This window comes from Streptomyces sp. NPDC006335, assembly GCF_040612795.1.
Classification (GTDB): Bacteria; Actinomycetota; Actinomycetes; order Streptomycetales; family Streptomycetaceae; genus Streptomyces.
Window position 1 is genome coordinate 111,704 of record NZ_JBEXQX010000001.1, and the last position, 19,572, is coordinate 131,275.

General features: G+C 68.6%; 15 protein-coding genes. 4 read left to right on the plus strand and 11 right to left on the minus strand.

All coding sequences use genetic code 11. The features are described 5' to 3' along the window. The first annotated feature begins 72 nt into the window (after nt 1-72). Nucleotides 73-1,524 carry a penicillin-binding transpeptidase domain-containing protein gene (locus tag ABZ098_RS00555; protein WP_356585757.1) on the plus strand — a complete coding sequence of 484 codons (1,452 nt, stop codon included), beginning with the start codon at nt 73-75 and terminating at the stop codon, nt 1,522-1,524. Nucleotides 1,525-1,537: 13 nt separating this feature from the next. Here the strand turns inward: ABZ098_RS00555 and ABZ098_RS00560 are convergent, their stop codons facing one another. Continuing rightward, nucleotides 1,538-2,941 (minus strand): NCS2 family permease, encoded by a 1,404-nt coding sequence (locus ABZ098_RS00560; protein WP_356585759.1) that lies wholly within the window; start codon nt 2,939-2,941, stop codon nt 1,538-1,540. 236 nt (nt 2,942-3,177) lie between these two features. Between ABZ098_RS00560 and ABZ098_RS00565 the strand changes: the two genes are divergently transcribed. Beyond that, nucleotides 3,178-3,744: a SigE family RNA polymerase sigma factor gene (locus ABZ098_RS00565; RefSeq protein ID WP_356585761.1), complete on the plus strand. Its 567-nt coding sequence runs from the start codon at nt 3,178-3,180 to the stop codon at nt 3,742-3,744. Continuing rightward, nucleotides 3,741-4,595 (plus strand): hypothetical protein, encoded by an 855-nt coding sequence (locus ABZ098_RS00570; protein ID WP_356585763.1) that lies wholly within the window; start codon nt 3,741-3,743, stop codon nt 4,593-4,595. Before ABZ098_RS00565 ends, ABZ098_RS00570 begins: the two co-directional genes overlap by 4 nt. 330 nt (nt 4,596-4,925) lie before the next feature. Here ABZ098_RS00570 and ABZ098_RS00575 read toward each other — a convergent pair whose 3' ends face one another. Continuing rightward, on the minus strand, nt 4,926-6,080 hold the full coding sequence (locus ABZ098_RS00575) for a right-handed parallel beta-helix repeat-containing protein (RefSeq protein WP_356585765.1): 1,155 nt from the start codon (nt 6,078-6,080) through the stop codon (nt 4,926-4,928). 205 nt (nt 6,081-6,285) lie between these two features. Here ABZ098_RS00575 and ABZ098_RS00580 point away from each other — a divergent pair, with 205 nt between their 5' ends. Then, nucleotides 6,286-8,484 carry a family 43 glycosylhydrolase gene (locus ABZ098_RS00580; RefSeq protein WP_356585767.1) on the plus strand — a complete coding sequence of 733 codons (2,199 nt, stop codon included), beginning with the start codon at nt 6,286-6,288 and terminating at the stop codon, nt 8,482-8,484. On the opposite strand, the gene ABZ098_RS00585 is transcribed toward ABZ098_RS00580, so the two are convergent. From ABZ098_RS00585 to ABZ098_RS00625, 9 genes are all read right to left on the minus strand, one after another. Beyond that, a complete protein-coding gene (locus tag ABZ098_RS00585; RefSeq protein ID WP_356585769.1) occupies nt 8,481-9,278 on the minus strand; it encodes an HAD family acid phosphatase in 798 nt (265 codons plus the stop codon). The genes ABZ098_RS00580 and ABZ098_RS00585 overlap by 4 nt on opposite strands. 77 nt (nt 9,279-9,355) lie before the next feature. Continuing rightward, nucleotides 9,356-10,468, minus strand: a complete 1,113-nt coding sequence (locus ABZ098_RS00590) for a chondroitinase-B domain-containing protein (RefSeq protein WP_356585771.1) — start codon at nt 10,466-10,468, stop codon at nt 9,356-9,358. Nucleotides 10,469-10,505: 37 nt separating this feature from the next. Next, the gene (locus tag ABZ098_RS00595) at nt 10,506-11,663 is read right to left on the minus strand and encodes an alpha/beta fold hydrolase (protein WP_356585773.1); all 1,158 of its coding nucleotides are present in this window, start codon (nt 11,661-11,663) and stop codon (nt 10,506-10,508) included. After that, nucleotides 11,650-12,681 (minus strand): pectinesterase family protein, encoded by a 1,032-nt coding sequence (locus tag ABZ098_RS00600; RefSeq protein ID WP_356585775.1) that lies wholly within the window; start codon nt 12,679-12,681, stop codon nt 11,650-11,652. Before ABZ098_RS00600 ends, ABZ098_RS00595 begins: the two co-directional genes overlap by 14 nt. Continuing rightward, complete coding sequence (locus ABZ098_RS00605; RefSeq protein ID WP_356585777.1) at nt 12,681-13,811, minus strand: pectinesterase family protein; 1,131 nt, start codon at nt 13,809-13,811, stop codon at nt 12,681-12,683. The genes ABZ098_RS00600 and ABZ098_RS00605 overlap by 1 nt, the downstream gene beginning before the upstream one ends. Nucleotides 13,812-13,922: 111 nt before the next feature. Then, entirely contained in the window at nt 13,923-15,242 is a 1,320-nt protein-coding gene (locus ABZ098_RS00610) for a pectate lyase (protein WP_356585779.1), read from the minus strand. Between the two features lie 35 nt (nt 15,243-15,277). Beyond that, on the minus strand, nt 15,278-16,078 hold the full coding sequence (locus tag ABZ098_RS00615) for a rhamnogalacturonan acetylesterase (RefSeq protein WP_356585781.1): 801 nt from the start codon (nt 16,076-16,078) through the stop codon (nt 15,278-15,280). A gap of 94 nt (nt 16,079-16,172) precedes the next feature. Beyond that, nucleotides 16,173-17,516, minus strand: a complete 1,344-nt coding sequence (locus ABZ098_RS00620) for a sugar ABC transporter substrate-binding protein (protein WP_356585783.1) — start codon at nt 17,514-17,516, stop codon at nt 16,173-16,175. Nucleotides 17,517-17,572: 56 nt separating this feature from the next. Continuing rightward, entirely contained in the window at nt 17,573-19,567 is a 1,995-nt protein-coding gene (locus tag ABZ098_RS00625; RefSeq protein ID WP_356585785.1) for a pectinesterase family protein, read from the minus strand. Nucleotides 19,568-19,572: the final 5 nt, after the last annotated feature.

Consider the following 19,572-nt stretch of genomic DNA (forward strand, 5'->3'; position numbering starts at 1 on the left):
CAGATGAACGTCCGATGAGAAAAACGGATGTTCGGGAACGATTCGTCCGCGGCTGATCGTCTTTTGGGTGGGATGAACAAGACGATCAGGCGCGCATCGGTCTTCGCGCTGCTCCTGGTGTTCGCTCTGCTGATCCGAGCGACGTGGGTGCAGTTCTACGAGGGCCAGGCACTCGCGGACGACAACGACAACCGGCGGAACGCGATCGAGACGTACTCCTCGCCGCTCGGGAACATCATCGTGGCCGGAAAGGCCGTGACGGGTTCCGCGCGGACGACGGACAGCGACCTCGCGTACAAGCGGACGTACACGAACGGCAAGCTGTACGCGGCGGTGACGGGGTACGCCTCGCAGGCCTACGCCCCGACCCAACTGGAGGGCATCTACGCCGACCTCCTCAACGGCACGGACAGCCGCCTCAAGACCGTCATGGACACGATCACCAATCAGCGGGCCGAGCCCGGTGATGTGATCACGACGATCGACCCGTCCGTGCAGAAGGCCGCGTACGACGCGCTCGGCGACAAGAAGGGCGCGGCCGTCGCGATCGACCCGACGACCGGCAAGATCCTGGCGGTCGTGTCGACGCCGTCGTACGACCCGTCCTCACTGACGGACGCCAACACCGCGGGCAGCGCCTGGAAGCAGCTGAACGCGGACTCCGACAAGCCCCTGACCAACCGCGCGCTGCGGCAACCGCTGCCGCCCGGTTCGACGTTCAAGCTGGTGGTGGCGGCGGCCGCGCTGGAGGACGGCCTGTACTCCTCGGTGGACCAGAAGACGTCCAGCCCGGACCCGTACACCCTGCCCGGCACGGTGACCCCGCTGGGCAACGAGAACTCCTCGGCGCCCTGCGAGAACGCCTCGATCAGGGTCGCGCTGGAGTACTCCTGCAACACCGTCTTCGCGAAGATGGCCGTCGACCTCGGCCAGGACAAGGTGAAGGCGATGGCCGAGAAGTTCGGCTTCAACGACGACGAGCAGGACGTGCCGGTGCGGGCCTACGAGAGCGTCTACCCCTCCGACATGGACAAGTCGTCCACGGCCCTGACCGGCATCGGCCAGTTCGACGTCACGGCCACCCCGCTCCAGATGGCCATGGTCTCCGCGGCCATAGCCAACGGCGGCAAGCTGGTCTCGCCGCACATGGTGTCGACGATCACGAACCACGGCGGCGACGTCCTGAAGGACTACGACGACGAGGCGACGACGACACAGGTCGTCAGCTCGGACACGGCGGAGCAGCTCCAGTCGGCGATGCAGTCGGTGATCCAGGACGGCACCGGCACCAACGCCCGGATCGACGGGGTCACGGTGGGCGGCAAGACGGGCACGGCCCAGCACGGCGAGAACAACAGCAAGACGCCGTACGCCTGGTTCACGTCCTACGGAAAGGCCGGCGGGAAGGAGGTGGCCGTGGCGGTGGTCGTGGAGCAGTCGAACGCGGCCCGCTCGGAGGTGAGCGGCAACGGCCTGGCCGCCCCCGTGGCCAAGGCCATGATGGAGGCGGCCCTGAAGAACTGAGCCTTCCCGGGGGTTACTTGGCGCCGAGCAGCTGCTCGATCGGATCGATCGCGAAGTACACGAGGAACAGCGCCGAAGCGGCCCACAGCAGCCAGTGGATCTCCTTGGCCTTCCCCAGCACCACCTTGATCACGACGTAGGCGAGGAACCCGGCCCCGATCCCGTTGGTGATCGAGTAGGTGAACGGCATCACGGCGATGGTGAGGAACGCCGGGATCGCGATGTCGTAGCGGTCCCAGTCGATGTGCTTGACCTGCGTCATCATCAGGAAGCCGACGGCCACCAGGGCGGGGGCGGCGGCCTGGAGCGGGACGATGGTCAGCAGCGGGGTCAGGAACAGGGCCAGGGCGAACATCCCGCCGGTGATCAGGTTCGAGAAGCCGGTGCGCGAGCCCTCACCGACTCCCGCCGCCGACTCGATGTACGACGTGGCGGAGGAGGCCGAGGCCGCGCCACCGGCCACCGCCGCCGCCCCGTCGATCAGCAGCACCCGGCCGAGGTTGGGCACCTTGCCCTCCTCGTCCAGGAGCCCGGCCTCCGCGCTGATCCCGACGACCGTGCCCATCGTGTCGAAGAAGTCGGACAGGATCAGCGTGAAGATCAGCAGGACGACCGTGACGACCCCGACGCCGGGCGCGCTGAAGGAGCCGAACAGGCTGAAGTGGCCGATCAGTCCGAAGTCGGGGGCGTCGACGATCTTGTCGGGCCACTGCGGTGTCGTGAGCCCCCAGGTCTTGATGTCTGCCAGCGAGTTGATGATCATCGCGAGGACCGTCATGGTCACGATGCTGATCAGGATCGCGCCCTTGACCTTGCGCGCGAGCAGCCCGATCGTCAGCAGCACGCCGAGGCAGAAGACGAGGATCGGCCAGCCGGTGAGCGCGCCGGTGCCGCCGAGCTGAACCGGCACGGTGGTGTTCGCGGCGTCGGGGATACGGCTCACGAACCCCGCGTCCACGAAGCCGATGAACGCGATGAACAGCCCGATCCCGACGCTGATCGCCTGCTTGAGGGGTTGCGGAATGGCGTGCATGACGGCCTCCCGCAGACCGGTCACCACCAGCACGCAGATGAGCAGACCTTCCAGGACGACCAGGCCCATCGCGTCGTCCCAGCTCATCAACGGGGCGATCTGGAAGGCGACGACCGCGTTCAGCCCGAGCCCGGCGGCGAGCGCGAGGGGCAGGTTGCCGCCCACGCCCATGATGATCGTCATCACGGCTGCCACCAGAGCCGTCGCGGTGGTGAGCTGGACCGCATCCAACTGGTGTCCGAACTTGTCCTTCGCACTGCCGAGGATGATCGGATTCAGGACAAGGATGTAGGCCATCGTGAAGAACGTGGCGAAGCCGCCGCGTATCTCACGGGCGAAGGTGGATCCCCTTTCGGAGATCCTGAAGTACCGGTCGACGGACATGCTCGCTGCTCCCTGGTGCCTGAATGATCGGTGTGCGGATGCTGGCTGGATTGTTCCTGTGTTGAACGCGCTTCAGGTTTTCCCCGTGTTACGGATTCGGGGGTCGCCCTGTCATACACCGTTCGAAGACCCGTACGAGAACACGTACTCGATCACTGCTACGCTTCCGGATCTCCGTCCGGCCTCCCCCGGACGATCGCATGTCATTCACATGACACACAAAGGAGAGGGAGCCCGTGGGCACAGTCGTCGACGACGCCGCCTCCGTGGAGTTCCACGCCTTCTTCGAACGCCATTACACCGAACTGTCCCGCCTCGCCCACCTGTTGACCGGGGAGCCGGACGCCGCCGACGACCTGGCGGCGGACGCGTTGCTGGCGCTGTGGCACCGCTGGGACCGGGTGCGCGCGGCCGACCACCCGGCGGCGTACGCGCGCGGAGTGGTCGCCAACCTGGCCCGCACGCGTATCCGCAGCGCGGTCCGCGAGCGCCGCCGCGTCGCCCTCTTCTGGTCCCAGCGCGAGGAGAAGGTCGAGAACCCCGACGTGGCGGGCGCGGTCGACGTCCAGGAGGCGCTGCGCAGGCTGCCGTTCCGCAAGCGGGCGTGTGTCGTGCTGCGGCACGCGTTCGATCTCTCCGAGAAGGACACCGCGCTGGCCCTGGGGGTGTCGGTCGGTACGGTTAAGAGCCAGACCTCCAAGGGGATGGCCGAGTTGCAGAAGCTGCTCGGCCCACAGAAGGCTCCGTTGAGGATGCACGCGGCGATGGCGCGTACCGGTGAGGCCGGAGGAAGGGACCGATGACCATGCAGCGGGACGTGCACGGCGAACTGCGCGCCCAACTGCAGGACGCGGCCAGGGCACACGAACCGAACCGCGAGCGGATCCTCGCCCGGATCGAGCGCGGCATGTCGGAAGAGGCCCGCCCCGACCACCGGGCGACCCGGCCGCCGGTCTACGGCTGGGTGCGGGTGGTGAGCGCCACGGCCGCGGTCGCCTGTGTGCTGGGCCTCGGCGGTTACGCGGTGGCGTCCGCGGTCAAGGACGAACCGCCCGCGCAGAAGTCGGTCGCCGCCACGGGCTCGCCCACCCCCTCCCCCGACGCGACGAGCCGTCCGCCCGCCCCGTCGGCGGACCCGACGCCGAGCGGCACCCCGACACATCGGGCCGAGAAGCCGAGCGGTACCCCCTCGCACACACCGAGCGCCTCCACGGAGGTGTCGGCGTCCGGCGTCGAGGACGGCCCGCTGTGGTCGGACGGTTCGGTGGACCCGCACAGCAACGAGTTCTGGGCGCAGAGCAATCTGACCTTCAAGACCTCCGAGCAACTGACCGCGCTCACGGTCGAGTTGCGGATCGCGCAGACCGGCGGTGTCACCAACGCCGGTGCCTGGCGCTCGCTGCCCGAGGACGACTTCACGCTGACGGTCGCCGAGCGGGACGGCTTCCTCGTCTACACCTGGGTGCTCAAGGCGGGCCGTACGGTCCCGAAAGGCCAGTGGGTGTTCGCCGGGCAGTACAGCCACGAGCGCGGCGGCCGGGACGCGAAGGACGACGGCTACACGGCGACGGCGACCGCGCGGTCCGGGGACCTCGCCGTACGGGGCGACTTCGCGGCCCAGGACGACGCGTCCGCGGACGAAGGGGACTCGTAGGGCTCTTGCCGAAGTCTTACCGAGAATCCTCCGCGGCGCGGCAACCCTTTCCTCCTCGGCGGCCACTTACAGGGTGACAGTCCGCACCACCGCCACCACCTGGGTCTCGGCCGTTCCCATGGCTCCCACCCAGCCCAACACCCGCTTTTTCACCACTGGTTCAGCGCAGGGGAACAACCATTCGGTCACCTGCGACGTCCCTAGTAGTGCGCAGAGACCTGCCGGCCTGAGCCCCCCTCGGCCGGCAGCTGCCGGCTGGAGCCCCCCTCGGGCCGGCACGAGGAACGCCCCGCCTGTGACGACAGGCGGGGCGTTTCGTCGTTTCGCCGCTCAGTTCATGGTGGTGCCGACGGTGGTGGAACCGGTGGTGAGGAAGGTCGTCGAGGGCAGCGAACCGCCCGGACCCCGGACGCCGGACGCCGTGGTGGCATCCGTCGATCTGAAGTCGGGGGTCGGCACGCCGCTGTCCCAGTTGTTCGCCGCCGACACCGTGGACGGGCCCAGCTTCGACAGGCCACCCTTGTTGGCCACCGCGAGATTGCGCGCCAACCGGGCCCTGCCCGCGGTGAAGTGGAACCCGGCCTCGGCGTTGGCGTACGCCGTGTTGCGGTTCAGGGCGATCGCCCCGGTGTTGGAGTTCTCGGTGAACCCGTTCGCCGCGTTGTCCCAGGCCGCGTTGTCGTTGACGACGTGTGCCACGGTGACGCCCCCGCCGCCCAGCTTGAACCCGTTGCCGTTGCCCTCGAAGGCGGAGTCCCGCCACCGGTTGCGGCCGTTGCCGAAGGCCCAGCTGTGCTCGACGGTGACCGGCGAGGAGAACTGCCACAGGTCGATCCCGTCGTCCGAGTTGTCGTACAGGCGCGCCCCGGTGATCCTGTTGCCGGTCCCGGAGCCGAACTTCACGGCGATCCCGTCGGCGTTCCGACCGTGCCCGGCGGGGTCGTAGTTGCCGTGGCTGTCCAGGTTCTGCACGAGGTTGTCGCTGGTCCCGTCCCCTCGGAGGGTGAAGCCGGAGTCCCCGTTGTCCGCGGTGACGAGGTTCTTGAAGACACCGCCGACGGATGAGGTGACGACGAGGCCCTGCGCCGGTGCGTTCTGGAAGGTGAGGTCCTGGACGGTCCAGTAGTCGCCGTGGATCCCGGCCAGCCAGGACCCGGCGGGCAGCTCGGACCCGTCGATCCGCACCTTCTCACCGCCGTGCGCCCGCAGCGTGATCCGTGCCGAACGCGTGCCGTCGGCCGTCGACTTGAGAGTGGCCTTCGGGGTGTACGTACCGCCGCGGACCTCGATGACGGTACCGGCGGTCGCGTTCCTCACCGCCGCCTCCAACCCGGCCGTGCCGGCGACGGTGACCGTCGTCGACGCGGCCTCGGCCCCGCCGCCCGACAGGCCGAGGTACACACCGCCCGCGCCCGCGGCCACGGCGACCGCCGCGGCGATGGAGAGCGTGCGGGTCCGGCGATGGCGTCCGGTGCTGTGACGCACAGGGCGTTCCTTTCCTCGGCGACGGGACGCCCTGAAGTCGCCGCCCTGGCCGGTGAGGTTGCCGCGCCTCGACGACAGCAACCGAAACTTTCGCTGCTGCTCCTCACGCGCTCACCGATTGACGTGCTGTTTCCCGCTCGCAACACGCCGAAGGCGCACACAGCCCCCAACAGAAACCCCCACACCCCCACACTCCAGGAGCGACATGCGCCCCCGTATCCTCCTCCTCGCCTGTCTCTCGCTACTGCTCGCCCTTCTCACCGCACCGCCCGGTTCCGCCCACTCAGGAGCAGCACCCGTGAGCCACCCCCAGTACGCCGGTTATCTCTTCGCCTACTTCACCGGCGAGGGCACCGCCGACGGCGAGCAGATCCGCTACGCCCTCAGCCGTGGCAACGACCCCCTGCACTGGCGCGAGCTGAACCAGGGCAAGCCCGTCCTGACGTCGACGACCGGCGAGAAGGGGCTGCGCGACCCGTTCGTGATCCGCTCCCCCAAGGGCGACAAGTTCTTCCTGATCGCCACCGACCTGCGCATGTACCGGAACAGCAGCGGCAGTTGGGATGAGGTCCAGCGGCACGGCAGCAAGTCGATCATGATCTGGGAGTCCACCGACCTGGTCCACTGGACCGACCAGCGCCTGGTGAAGGTCGCCCCGGACAACGCGGGCAACACCTGGGCGCCGGAAGCCTACTGGGACGACAGCCTCGGTGAGTACGTCGTCTTCTGGGCCTCGAAGCTGTACGCCGACGACGACCCCGACCACACGGGTTCGACGTACAACAAGATGCTGTACGCGACCACGAAGGACTTCCGCGCCTTCAGCGAGCCGAAGGTCTGGGACGACCCGGGCTACTCGGTGATCGACTCGACGGTGGTGAAGTACAAGGACACCTACTACCGCTACACCAAGGACGAGCGGGACCCCACCTCCAGCTCGCCCTGCGCCAAGTTCATCACCGGCGAGAAGTCGACGAGCCTGACCTCGACCAAGTACGACCTGGTCGCCGACTGCATCGGCAGCGGGGCGATGGACCGCGGCGAGGGCCCGACGGTGTTCAAGTCCAACACCGAGAAGAAGTGGTACCTGTTCATCGACGAGTACGGCGGCCGCGGGTACGTCCCCTTCGAGACGACCGACCTCGGCTCGGGGAAGTGGACGCCGTCCACGAACTACCAGCTGCCCGCGAGTCCCCGGCACGGCACGGTACTTCCGGTGACGCAGAAGGAGTACGACCGGCTGCTCGGCGCGTACCCGGCGACCCCGGCCTCGGTCGTGGACGCGACGGCCGCCGGCCAGAAGGGGTACGCGATCGTCACGGAGGCCGCCTCGAAGGTCGTGCTGCCGATGCGTCCCGGCACCGATCTCACCCGTCTGGCACCGCAGTTGGCGGTCGGCGAGGGGGCCCGCGTGAGTCCCGCCTCCGGCACCCGGCGTGACTTCCGCAAGCCGCAGGCGTACACCGTGACGGCGGCCGACGGAGCGACCCGCAGATGGACCGTCGAGGCCGTGCCCACCGGCAGCCCCGTCCTGCCCGGCCTCAGCGCCGACCCCGACGTGCACTACCTGAACGGCGAGTACTGGATCTACCCGACCACCGACGGCTTCAACGGCTGGAGCGGCACCCGCTTCAAGGCGTACTCGTCGAAGGACCTGGTCCACTGGAAGGACCACGGGGTCATCCTCGACCTCGGCGCGGACGTGTCGTGGGCCGACACGTACGCGTGGGCTCCGGCGATCGCCGAGCGGGACGGGAAGTACTACTTCTACTTCTGCGCCGAGCAGCAGATCGGCGTGGCGGTCGCGGACTCCCCCGCCGGGCCCTTCAAGGACGCGCTGGGCAAGCCGCTGGTGGCCAAGGGCGGGTCGCTTCAGGGCCAGATGATCGACCCTGCCGTCTTCACGGACGACGACGGGACGTCGTACCTCTACTGGGGCAACGGGCACGGGTACGTGGTGCCGCTGAACGACGACATGGTGTCGTACGACGCCTCGAAGATCGAGGACATCACCCCGGACAACTTCCGCGAGGGGTCGTTCGTGATCAAGCGGAACGGCACGTACTACTTCATGTGGTCCGAGGACGACACCCGCAGCGAGAACTACCACGTCGCCTACGCGACGGGACCGTCCCCGCTCGGTCCGTGGACCAAGAAGGGGACGATCCTGTCCAAGCGTCCCGAGTACGGCATCCTCGCCACCGGTCACCACTCCGTGGTGAACGTCCCCGGCACCGACGACTGGTACATCGTCTATCACCGGTTCGCCCTGAACGGGCCGGGGAGGCCCGGCGGCGACGGAATGCACCGCGAAACCACCGTCGACCGGATGGAGTTCGCGGCGGACGGCACGATCAAGCCCGTCGTGCCGACTCTCCAGGGGATCCGGCCGGTGAAGAACTAGCTGACGAAGTACGTCGGGTTCGGGAGCTTGTACGTCCGGTCGGCGTAACCGCCGTCGAGGTCGGAGTACTGGTCGCCGAAGTTGGCGATGATCTCGTACCCGAGGTCCTGCTCGATGTGCTTGCGGGTGCCGCCCTTGTACTGCACGGTCGTGCAGGTCCAAGTACCGGGCGTGGCGCAGGCGTTCAGGTAGGACGGCGGGTTCGCCTTGTCCTTGAGGAACATGTGGTCGGCGTCGAGGTTCACATCGGCGCCGATCTTCTTCAGGTTCTCGACGGCGGCGGTGCGCTGCGCCTCGCTCAGACCGGAGTTGTAGAAGACCTCGACGCCCTTCTTCTCGGCGTACCGCACCAGCTCGGCGCTGCCGAAGACCCCCGGGCGATCAGCCCTGTTCACGTAGTCGGCCCACGTGGTGGCGTTGTACGTGTAGTTGTAGCGCTTCTCGTAGTCGAGGCTGAGCAGCAGCGTGTCGTCGATGTCGAAGACGACGGCGGGCTTCTCGCCCTTGTGGTGCGCCTTGCGGGCGGCCTGGTCGATGTACTTCCTCGCGGCCTTGTCGATGCTCGCGAGGTCCTTGGCGTACGGGCTGGTGGGCGACGCCTGGTAGACACCGTTCGCGTCGGCCGTGGTGCCGTAGTAGGTGTCGATGTCCTTGACCAGGAGCCCGATGTTGTAGGGCTCGTGCGTGGAGTTCGCCGTGGACTGGCCGGCAGTGGCCGCGCCGGCGCCGTACAGGGCGACGCCGGCGACCGCACATGCGGTGGCGACGGCTGCGATACGCAGTGACTTATGCATGACAGAGGTTCTACGCGCGTCACCATGCCAGGCGCGAGACCCGCCCGGTAAAAAACGGGTCAAGCGCCCTGGAGGGGTCAGTTCATGGTCGCGCCGATGGTGGTGCTGCCCGTCGTCAGGAACGTGGTGGCGGGCAGGGTGCCGCTGGAGGAACGGGCGTTGTACGTCGTCGAGGCGTCCGTCGACTTGAAGGCGGGGGTGCCGATCCCGCTGTCCCAGTTGTTGCCGGACGAGCTGACCTTGGAGCCCTTGTTGACCGAGCCGCTCCCGTTGCTCACCGCGAGGTTCTTGCCGAGCTTCGCGGAGCTGGTGGCGAAGTAGTAGCCCCACTTGCTGTTGGCGTAGGCGGTGGTGCGGTTGATGACGATCGCGCCGGTGTTGGAGTTCTCGGTGAAGCCGTTGCCGGCGTTGCCCCAGGCCGCGGAGTTGTTGATGATGTGCGCGACGACCTCGCCGTCGCCGCCGAGCTTGTAGCCGTTGCCGTCGCCGGCGAACGCGGAGTCGGACCAGCGGTTGACGCCGTTGCCCATCGACCAGGTGTGCTCGATGGTGACCGGCGAGGAGAAGGACCAGAAGTCGATCCCGTCGTCCGAGTTGTTGTAGAGGCGGGCCCCGGTGATCAGGTTCCCGGTGCCGGAGCCGAACTTCACGGCGATGCCGTCGGCGTTCTCGCCGTGGTTCGCTGCGTCGTAGTTGCCGTAGGAGTCGATGTTCTTGACGGTGTTGTTCACGGTCCCGTCGCCGGTGAGCGTGAACCCGGAGTCGCCGCCGTTGATGGTCTTGACGTTGTTCCAGTTGGTGCCGGTACAGGAGGTGCAGACGACCGCGCTGTCCGGGGAGTTCTGGAAGGTGAGGTTGGAGACGTTCCAGTAGTCGGCGGTCAGCTTGAAGATCCATGCGCCGGCGGGCAGGGAGGAGCCGTCGATCTTCACGGTCTCCGAGCCGTACGCGGTGAGCGTGATCGGCGCGGAGGAGCTGCCGTTGGCCGTGGACTGGAGGGTGGCCGTCGGGTAGTAGGTGCCGCCGCGGACCTGGATGACGGTGCCGGCGGTGGCGTTCTTGATGGCGTTGGACAGGTCGGTCGAGTTGCTGACGACCACGGTCGCGGCCTGCGCCTGGGTGGGGAGGACGGCGAGACCGGAACCGAGGGCGAGGGCGGCCGTGGCGAGGAGAGCGGTACGACGAGACATGGGGAGCGGGTCCCTTCGTGTGCGGGTGGGGGATGGTTCACAGGACGGAGTCGAGCCAGTGGAAGACCTCGTCCTGCATGCGGTCGACGAAGACATGGCCGAGGTCGGGCCAGGTCTTCAGACGCAACCGCTCCTCGGCGTGGCGGGAGTGCCAGACGGCGCGCAGCTTGTCGTACGCCACGCGGACGCCGTCGGCGGGGAACAGCGGGTCGAGGCCGCCGTTGAAGAAGAGCATCGGCCTGGGGGCGGCGATGCTCGCCACGTCGGGGAAGTCGAGGAACCGGGGAAGCCCCGGGTGGACCATGTAGTAACTGGACTGCCCGCGCAGGGTGTTGTTGCCGGGCACCATCATTTCCTTCAGGCCGGTCATCCAGCAGACCGCGGCCGTGGCCCGGACGGCGTCGGTCAGCGCGGCCGTCTGCCAGGCGCGGTAGGCGCCCATGGAGAACCCGACGGCCGCGACCCTCCCGGCGTCCACCCGGTCCAGGCCGGCGAGGAACTCGGCGGCGCGGGCGTCCTCGCGGGCCATGAGTCCGGCGAGCGAGGAGCCCAGGTGGTAGAAGTTGCTGGCCAGAGCCTGCTGCTGCTCGTAGGTGACCGGACCGCGGTCGCCCCAGCCGAGGGCGTCCGCGCACAGGACGACATAGCCGCGCCGGGCCAGCTCGTCGCCGACGAACCGGCCGCTGAAGTACTTGTCCGTCCAGGTCTGCGCGGAGGTGAGCCGGGTGTCGTCGTACCAGGGCCGGACCAGTTTCTCCTTGCCGATGTCGAACTTCGCCCCGTGGTCGTGGAGCAGCAGCACGGCGGGGAACGGTCCGGGGCCGTCGGGAGTGAGCAGGGCGGCGCGGACGCGTTCGTGGCGGGTGAGGGAGAGGGTGACCAACTCCCGTGTGTAGCCGTCGCCTTGACTTCGGTCGGTGCTTTCGGGCGCGTACGGCGTCCCGTCCTCGCGGTCGACGAGCAGGTGCTCCTCGACCTTGGCACGGGCCAGCCGGCGCCAGGTACGGAAGTCACGGACCGGTGAAGTCCCCCAGGCCAGCGGGAAGTTCAGCGCGGCCTTGAGCGCCGGGTGGAAGTCGGGCAGCGGGCCGTCCACGACCCCGGCCTCCGCGGGGCCCACCGCTCCCCCGGCCAGCGCGGCCGCCCCGGCGCCCACCACGAACGCCCGCCGCCCCACCGGGTCACCGGCGCCCATAGGGCCTCCAGTCCCCGAGATAGGTGCGCCGGGTGTGCACGGCGGCCTCGGCGGGGGTGAGCTGCGGCCGGTTGTCCGGGACGGAGATCACCGCGCCGGGGCCGGAGTTGGCGTACTCCCGGAAGCGCATGGTCTGCCAGGGGTAGGCCTCGCGCATGTTGGTGTAGGGCGCGACCGGGTCGATGCCCGGCCCGATCCAGGAGTCCCGCACGACGAGGGAGGGCCGGGCGGTCGTCTCGTACGAGGGCACCCAGGGCCGTGCCAGCTTGTACGCCCCGTCCTCGGCGGCGGAGGTGACGCGGGAGCGGACGGCGAGGATGCCGTACGGGTTGGCGCGGGCCGTGGAGGGGGCGAAGACCATGCCCTTGGGGGTGAAGTCGACGTCCCGCCGCAGGGTGCGGAAGTGGCACTCCTCGAAGACGGCGGTGGCCCGCCCGAAGACGAAGTCCACGTCACCCTCGATGTAGCAGCGGCGGAAGTACTGCCGGTCGAAGGAGGCGAGCGCGGTCGTCTCGACGAAGAGGGTGTCCTGGTGGGCCAGGAGCCGGACGTTCTCCAAGTGCGTGCGGTCGCCGTAGGTGTAGGCGGCGACCGCCTGGGTGCCGGTGATGTCGGGGTGGTCGGCGCGCAGCCAGTCGTTGGCCAGGGTGAGGTCGCGGACGGTGAGGCCGGGGGCCGCGGAGGTGAAGGTGGCGGAGCCGGCGGTGCCGTAGGTGCCCGAGCCGTCGGGCTTGCGGGTGCCGTTGGCGTTGTCGTACACGATGACGGCGGCGCGGGGGTCGCGGACGGCGCCCCGCACGGTCAACTCCGCCGCGGTGGCGGGAATGTTGACGACCTCGCGGTATGTGCCGGGGTGCACGACGATCGTCCAGCCGGGGCCGGTGACCGCGTCCACGGCGGCCTGGACGGAGTCGCCGGGGCGGACGTGGAGGACACGGTGACCTCCGGTGGCGAAGGCCGGGGTCGATCCCGCCACCGCGAGTCCGAGACCGGCCGTCAGAAGGGTGCGTCTGCGCATCAGCACGTCTCCTTCCAGGGGCGCCAGTCGCCGAGGTAGGCCTCCCGGGTCGCCGACTCGGCCTGTTCACGGGTGAGTTGGGGCCGGTTCTCCGGGACGGTGATCCGGGCGCCGGGGCCGGTGTTGCGGTACTCGGCGAAGCGTTGGTTCTGCCAGGGGAAGGTCTCCGACATGTTCGTGTAGGGCGCGACCGCGTCGATGCCGGGACCGAGCCAGGTGTCGCGGACGGTGAGACTCGGCTTCGCGGTCGTGTCGGAGCTGGGCACCCAGGGCCGCGCCACCTTGTAGTAGGCGTCCGGTGCCTCACTGCTGACGCGGCTCCTGGTGACCAGGTAACCGAGCGGGTTGGCGCCCGCGGTGGAGGGCGCGAAGACGAAGCCGTACGGTGCCGCCGCCAGGTCGGTCCGGTTCAGGGTCCGGAAGTGGCAGTGCTCGTAGACGGCCGTGGCCCGCCCGAAGACGAAGTCGACGTCTCCCTCGGCGTAGCAGTGCGAGAAGTACTGGCGGGCGAAGGAGGTCAGGGCGATCGAGTCGGCGTACAGGGTGTCCTGGTGGCCGAGGAAGCGGCAGTGGTGGAAGGCGGAGCGGTCGCCCTGGACCTTGATGGCGACGGCCTGGGTGCCGCTGACGCCGGGGTGGTCGGCGCGCAGCCAGTCGTTGGCGAAGGTGATCCAGCGGGCGGTGAAGCCGTCGGCCTGGACCGTGGTGGTGGCGGATCCGGTGGTGCCGTAGGTGCCGCCGCCGGGCTTGGGGGTGCCGGCCGCGTTGTCGTAGACGATCACCACGTCGCGGGGGTCCTCGGAGGCGCCGATCCAGGTGGTCTCGGTGCGGGTGGCGTCGACGGCGACGGTCTCCCGGTAGGTGCCGGGGGCGAGGACCAGGGTCCAGCCGTTGCCGGTGGCGGCGGTGACGGCGTCCTTGACGGTGGTGTGGTCGCCGCGGCCCCGTGGGTCGACGTAGAGGGTCTGGGGGGTGAGCCGGGCGGTGGGGGATCCGAAGCGGCCGAACGGACGCCGTCCACCGGCGGCCCGGGCGGGGCTCGACGTGAGCGCGAGCGCTGCTGCCGCTCCGGTGCTCGCGAGCAGGAATCCCCTTCTGGACACGGGGAGTTGAGCGTGGTGCGAGGACATGCGGGTGCTCCTTGGGCATGCGGCTCTGTGGTGGGGTGCCTCGCGTGGGGGGTGAGGTGGGTGGCCGGGGCGGCCGCTGGATTCCGCCCCGGCCGGTCGAAGGGGCCGGTGTCAGCAGACCCGGCCCGCGCCCGCGCCGCGGCCGACGATCCCCGGGACCTTCTTGGTGGGGTCGACGTCGGTGCGCAGGGTCGGCGTCCAGCCCGCGCCGGACTCCAGGGTCTCGGCGGGGATCTCGGCGTTGTGGACGGCGATCAGGTCGGTGGGCTTGCCGTTGACGTAGTTGTCGGTGGCGGTGAGCGGGGAGACGTTCCACCGCTTGAGCACCTTGGCCGCGCTGACCCCCGTCGGCAGCGTGAACGCGTTGTGCTCGGCGACGAGTTGGGACTCCTTGCCGATGCCGAAGCTGTAGGCGTAGTCACTGTTCGCGACGAAGTGGTTGTTGTAGGAGTCCACCTGTCCGAAGCGCACGCGGGGTGCGCGCTCGACGAGGTTCGAGAACAGGTTGTGGTGGAAGGTGACCTTGAGCTTGCCCCGGTCCCCGACCGCCGTGGACTCGCTGTCGCTGTTGCCGATGAGGATCGTCTTGTCGTGCTCGGTGAAGACGTTCCAGGAGGCGGTGACGTAGTTCGAGCCCCGGACGATGTCCAGCTCGCCGTCGTGCTGCTGGTAGAGCATGCCGAAGTAGGTGGGCGCCGCGCTGTCGGGGTGGCTGCCGTCGGTGAAGGTGTTGTGGTCCAGCCAGACATGGGTGGAGCCGTAGACGACGGCGGTGTCGTACTCGGAGTTCCAGTTGCCCTTGGCGCCGTCGGTGGGGTCCCACTGCGGGAAGCAGTCGATCGGGCTCTCGAAGGTGAGGTTGCGGACGATGACGTTGTCCACGGCCTTGATCTGGAGGCTGGCGCCCTTGAACCCGGCGTTCTTGCCGATGCCGATGATCGTGGTGTTGGCGGGGACGTTCGCCTTGATGGTCTGGTCCTGGTTGGCGGCGGAGGCGCGGCGCAGGCCCTCGGGGCTGTCGGCGGGCTCGGCGCTCAGGTCGGTGTCCAGGCCCCAGGCCTCGGGCGAGTACTTCGCCAGGTAGGCGTCGAAGTCGTAGCCGGGTGCGGCGAGGGAGTCGCAGCCCTCGGAGACGGCGTCGATCGTGCCCTTCACCTTGATGATCTTCGGTGCGGTACCGCCCGCGGCGAGGGCGGCCTTGAAGCCGGCCCAGTCGGTGACGGTGTACACGTGGGCGGCGTCGGCGGCCGCGCCTCCGGTGGTGCCGGTGCCTTCGGAGGCCCAGCCGTCACCGGCGGCGAGGGCCTCGCGGGCCGTGTCGTGGCCCTTGGCCTGGGCGGTGGTGCCGGTGACCGCGAGGACGAGGGCGGCGCAGCCCGCCACCGCTGCCGCCTTTGTTATGACATGCCCATGCCATGTCTGTGCGTTCATGGTGCGGCTCTCTTTCACCTGCGAGGAAGGAGTGGTCAGACGGTGGCCGGCGACGGCCAGGTGATCCAGGACACCGGGATCTCGGCGTCGAGCCGGCGCACGTCCCGGGACGCCAGCACGCGGTGCCGCAGCAGTTCACGGGCGACCAGCCGCGCCACCTCGATGGCACCGGGCGGATTGAAGTGCGTGTTGTCCTGCTCGGTGTCGGTCCAGTTGAAGTACTTCTTGGTCTTCTCGACGCCGAGCTTCTGCCACAGGGCGAGGGACAGCGTCTGGATGTCGAGCAGCGCGACGCCCTCCTCCTTGGCGAGGGCCCGCATCGCCGCGGGGTACTCCCCGTGGGTCGGCAGGGCGTTGCCGCTCGCGTCGAACTTCCGCCGCTCGACGGAGGTGGCGAGCACCGGCCGGGCACCCTTCGCACGGGCGCCGTCGACGTACCGCCGCAGGTAGTCCTGGTACGTCGTCCAGGGCTCGGTGTAGCGGGTCGGGTCGGCGGTCTTCTCGTCGTTGTGCCCGAACTGGATGAGGAGGAAGTCACCGGGCTTGATCAGCCGGAGGATCGCGTCGAGCCGTCCCTCGTCGATGAAGGACTTCGAACTCCGCCCGTTCACCGCGTGATTGGCGACGGCCAGGTCGTTGCTCAGGAAGAAGGGAAGAGCCATTCCCCAGCCGGTCTCGGGGGCGGCGTCGGAGTATTTCTGGGCGGCGGTGGAGTCACCGGCGATGTAGAGCGTGCGGGTTCTACGAGGAGCGGCCTGTGCGGTACCGGTCGCCGCGAGGGCGACGGGCACGGCGGCGAGCGCCGCCACGGTGACTTGTCTACGGGTAAGAGCCATCTCAGGTGCACCTTTCTGACTTCAGGGGCGCGGGGAACTGCGCGACCAGCCACAACCGGCCGGCAGCTCCCCACAACCGGAACCACCCGACTTCTCAGCCGTTCTGTTCCTTCCACTCGGCCTGGGCCTTGTTCAGCTGGTCGGCCATGGTGTCCAGGAAGTCCTTGGCGCTCATGTCCCCCAGCAGCACCTTCTGGAAGTTCGGCTCGTTGTCCGCCTTCGAGATGGTGTTCCAGTCGGGCAGGTAGTACGGAAGCTGCACGATGGTCGTGGAACCGTCGCTCAGCGCGGCCGCCGCCAGCTTCGTGGGCTCCGCCTCGGAGACCCACGCGTCCTTGGCCGCGTCGTTGTTGGACGGCACCTGTCCGGCGGACTTGTTGAACTTCGAGTTCTCCGCGGCCGAGGTCGCGAACTCGATGAACTTCCACGCGGCGTCCTTGTTCTTCGAGCTCTTGAACACTCCGAGCCCGTCGACGGGGTTGGACACCTGGACCCGCTTGCCGGCGGCCCCGATCGGCTGCGGAATGCCGCGGAACTTCTCGACACCGAGCGCCTTCACGTGGTCCTGGTACGACCCCAGGTTGTGGTTCAGCATGCCGATGGTGCCGGAGTCCCACTGCGCGACCATCTTGGTGAAGTCGTTGTTGAGGTCGGCCGCGGGGGTGTCCTTCTTGTACAGCGCCGCGTACTTCTCCAGGGCCGCCACGTTCTTCGGGTCGTTGACCGTGGTCTTGTCGCCGTTCCAGAACGAGGTGATCCCGCTCTGCCCGTACATCGCGTCCAGGGCCTGCGCGATGGAACCGGCTCCACCGCGGATGGTGTAGCCGAACTCGTTCTTCTTCGCGTTGGTGAGCTTGTCGGCGGCCTCGTAGAACTTGTCCCAGGTCGTCGGCTCGTCCAGGCCGGCCTTCTTGAACAGGTCGGTCCGGTAGTACAGCACACCGTTGTTGGCGGAGGTCGGGATCGAGTACAGGGTCCCGTCCCCGCCGCCGGCCGCCTTCAGCGAGGCGACCATGTCCTTGTTGAGCTTGCCGCTCAGCGAGGACTTCTCGAGCCGGCCGTCCAGCGGCTCCAGCGCGTTCTGGGCGGAGAACCCGGCGAGCATGGCCGCGCCGACACCGCCGACGTCCGGCAGGCCGCCGCCCTGGATGGCGGTGTCGACCTTGGACTGGTACTCGGTGGAGGCGATGCCGACGTACTCGACCTTGATGTCGGGGTTCGCCTTCTGGAAGTCGGCGATGATCTCCTTCCAGATGTCGGTGCGGACACCGCCGTTGTTGTCCCAGAAGACGATCTTGCCCTTGCCGCTGCCCTCGTCGCCCTTGTCACCGCCGGCGCCGCTGCCGTCGTCACCGCAGGCGGTGGCGGTCAGCGCCAGGACGGACCCGAGGGCGACGGCTATGGCAGCGCGCCTGCTTCTGCGGATACTGATCTTCATTGATCGGCTCTCTTCTTCTTCTGATTCCAGCGGAGATATGAAGTTGTGGGGGGAAGTCAGCGGCGGGCGTGGGGGGCCCAGTCGTCCGTGCCCTTGAGGTAGTTCGTGACGGTGTACGTCCTCGCGTCGGCGGCGGCGAGCTGCGGCCGGTCGGCGCTCGGGGCCGCACCCGGTCCGGTGTTGCGGTACTCGGCGAACCGCGCGTCCTTCCACGAGAACCCGCTCATGTCGGTCCACGGCGAGGTCTTCACCGCGGCCGGCAGTTCGGTGTCGCGGATCAACACCTGCGCCACGGCGGCGGGTTCACCACCCGGGTGCCACGGCCGCCCCAGGTGGAAGGTCCGGTCCGGCGCGTCGCTCACGATCCTCGACCGGGTGATCAGGAACCCGTACGGATTGCCCGTCCAGGTCGAAGCGGCCGTGATGTAGCCGTTGTTGGAGTCCGAGCCCCGGCTCAGCGCCCGGATCACGGACCGCTCGATCACCGTCGTCGCACGGCCGTAGATGAAGTCGACATCGCCCTCGATGTACGAGTCGCGGATGTAGACCCGGCTGATCACGTCCAGCTTGGGGCTGTCGGTCATCAGGGTGTCCTGGTTGCCCAGGAAGGCGGTGTCCTCGAAGACGATACGGTCGCCGGTCGTCTTCATCGCGAGGGCCTGCTCACCCTTCAGCTCGACCGCGGCCTCGTCGAAGTCGTTGCTGAAGGTGAGGTGGCGGGCGGTGACGTCGTTCGCGGCGATCCGTACCGTCGCACTGCCCGTCGAACCGCCGTACTCGGCGGGGGTGTCGTAGACGATGACGGTGTCGGACCGGTCCTGTCCAGTCCCCTGGAGCACGATCTTCGGCTTGGTCGCCGGGATGTACACCTTGGCCCGGTAGGTACCCGGCGCGACGGCGATCGTCACCGGCACGGCGTTCTGGTCGGGCACGGCGTCCACGGCGGCCTGCACGGTCGGGTAGTCGCCGGGGACGTGCAGGGTCACCCCGATCCGCTGCTGCGGGCCGGAGAACCGCGACACCAGCGCGGGCACGGCGGCGGCCGGGTCCAGCCGGTAGTCGTAGAAGGACCGCGGGTCGAATGCCTTGCCCCACGCGTCCGTTCGCCCGCTCGTGTGCTTCAGGATCGACCCACGCTGCACCAACTCGGCGGTGGCGTCGGCCTGGTACGGATGCTGGACGCCGTCGTAGTAACTGCTCTCGATGACCATCTTGGTCCGGCCGCGCGACCAGTTCCCGTACGTCCACACCGGGTCGCCGTCGGCCACCTGCGCCGAGAGGTAGTTGTTGTAGAGGTGGGCGTAGGCGCAGTTGTCGGCGGACGGGTTGCGCTGCTTGGTCCCGGTGAACCAGTTGTGGTCGATGGTGATCTGGGTCAGGACGTTGGTCGTCCAGCCGATCCCGAACGCCTTGTTGTGGCTGCGGAACTGGTTGTACGACACGGTGACGTACTGGCTGTCCTTGCGGATGTCGAGCAGCCCGTCGCCCATGTGCTCGAAGCGGTTGTGGTCGATCCAGACGTGGTCGACGGTGTCCATCTGGATCGCGTCGAAGTCGGTCGTCTTGCCGTCCCAGTCGCCCTCGACGTACGAGTCGCGGATGGTCAGGTTGCGGATGATCACGTTGTGCGTGCCGGGGTTGAGGTGCAGCTCGCCGTGGACGATCTCGCCGGTGGCACCGACGCCGATGATCGTCTTGTTCGAGGTCACGACGATGTCCGAGCCGAAGGGTTCGACGGCTATCGCGCCCGAGACCCGGATGACGTACGGCTCCTCGGCCGCCGCGTACTTCGCAAGCGAGGCCTGGTCGGTGACGGTGACGACCTTGCCGCCGGCCCCTCCGGTGGTGCCGCCGGCGAGGGAGGCGAAGCCGTGCGCCCGGTCGCTCCAGCGGTCGGCGTGGGCCTGACCGGCCGGGGCCTTTTGGACTGTGGCGGCCTTCGCCTGCCCGATCGCCCCCAGGCTCAGCGCGGCCACCAGGCCGAGCACGGCGGCCAGGACCTTGCCGGATCCCGGTCTCTGCAAGCGCTTGCTATTAAGGTGCTGCGTCATTGCGG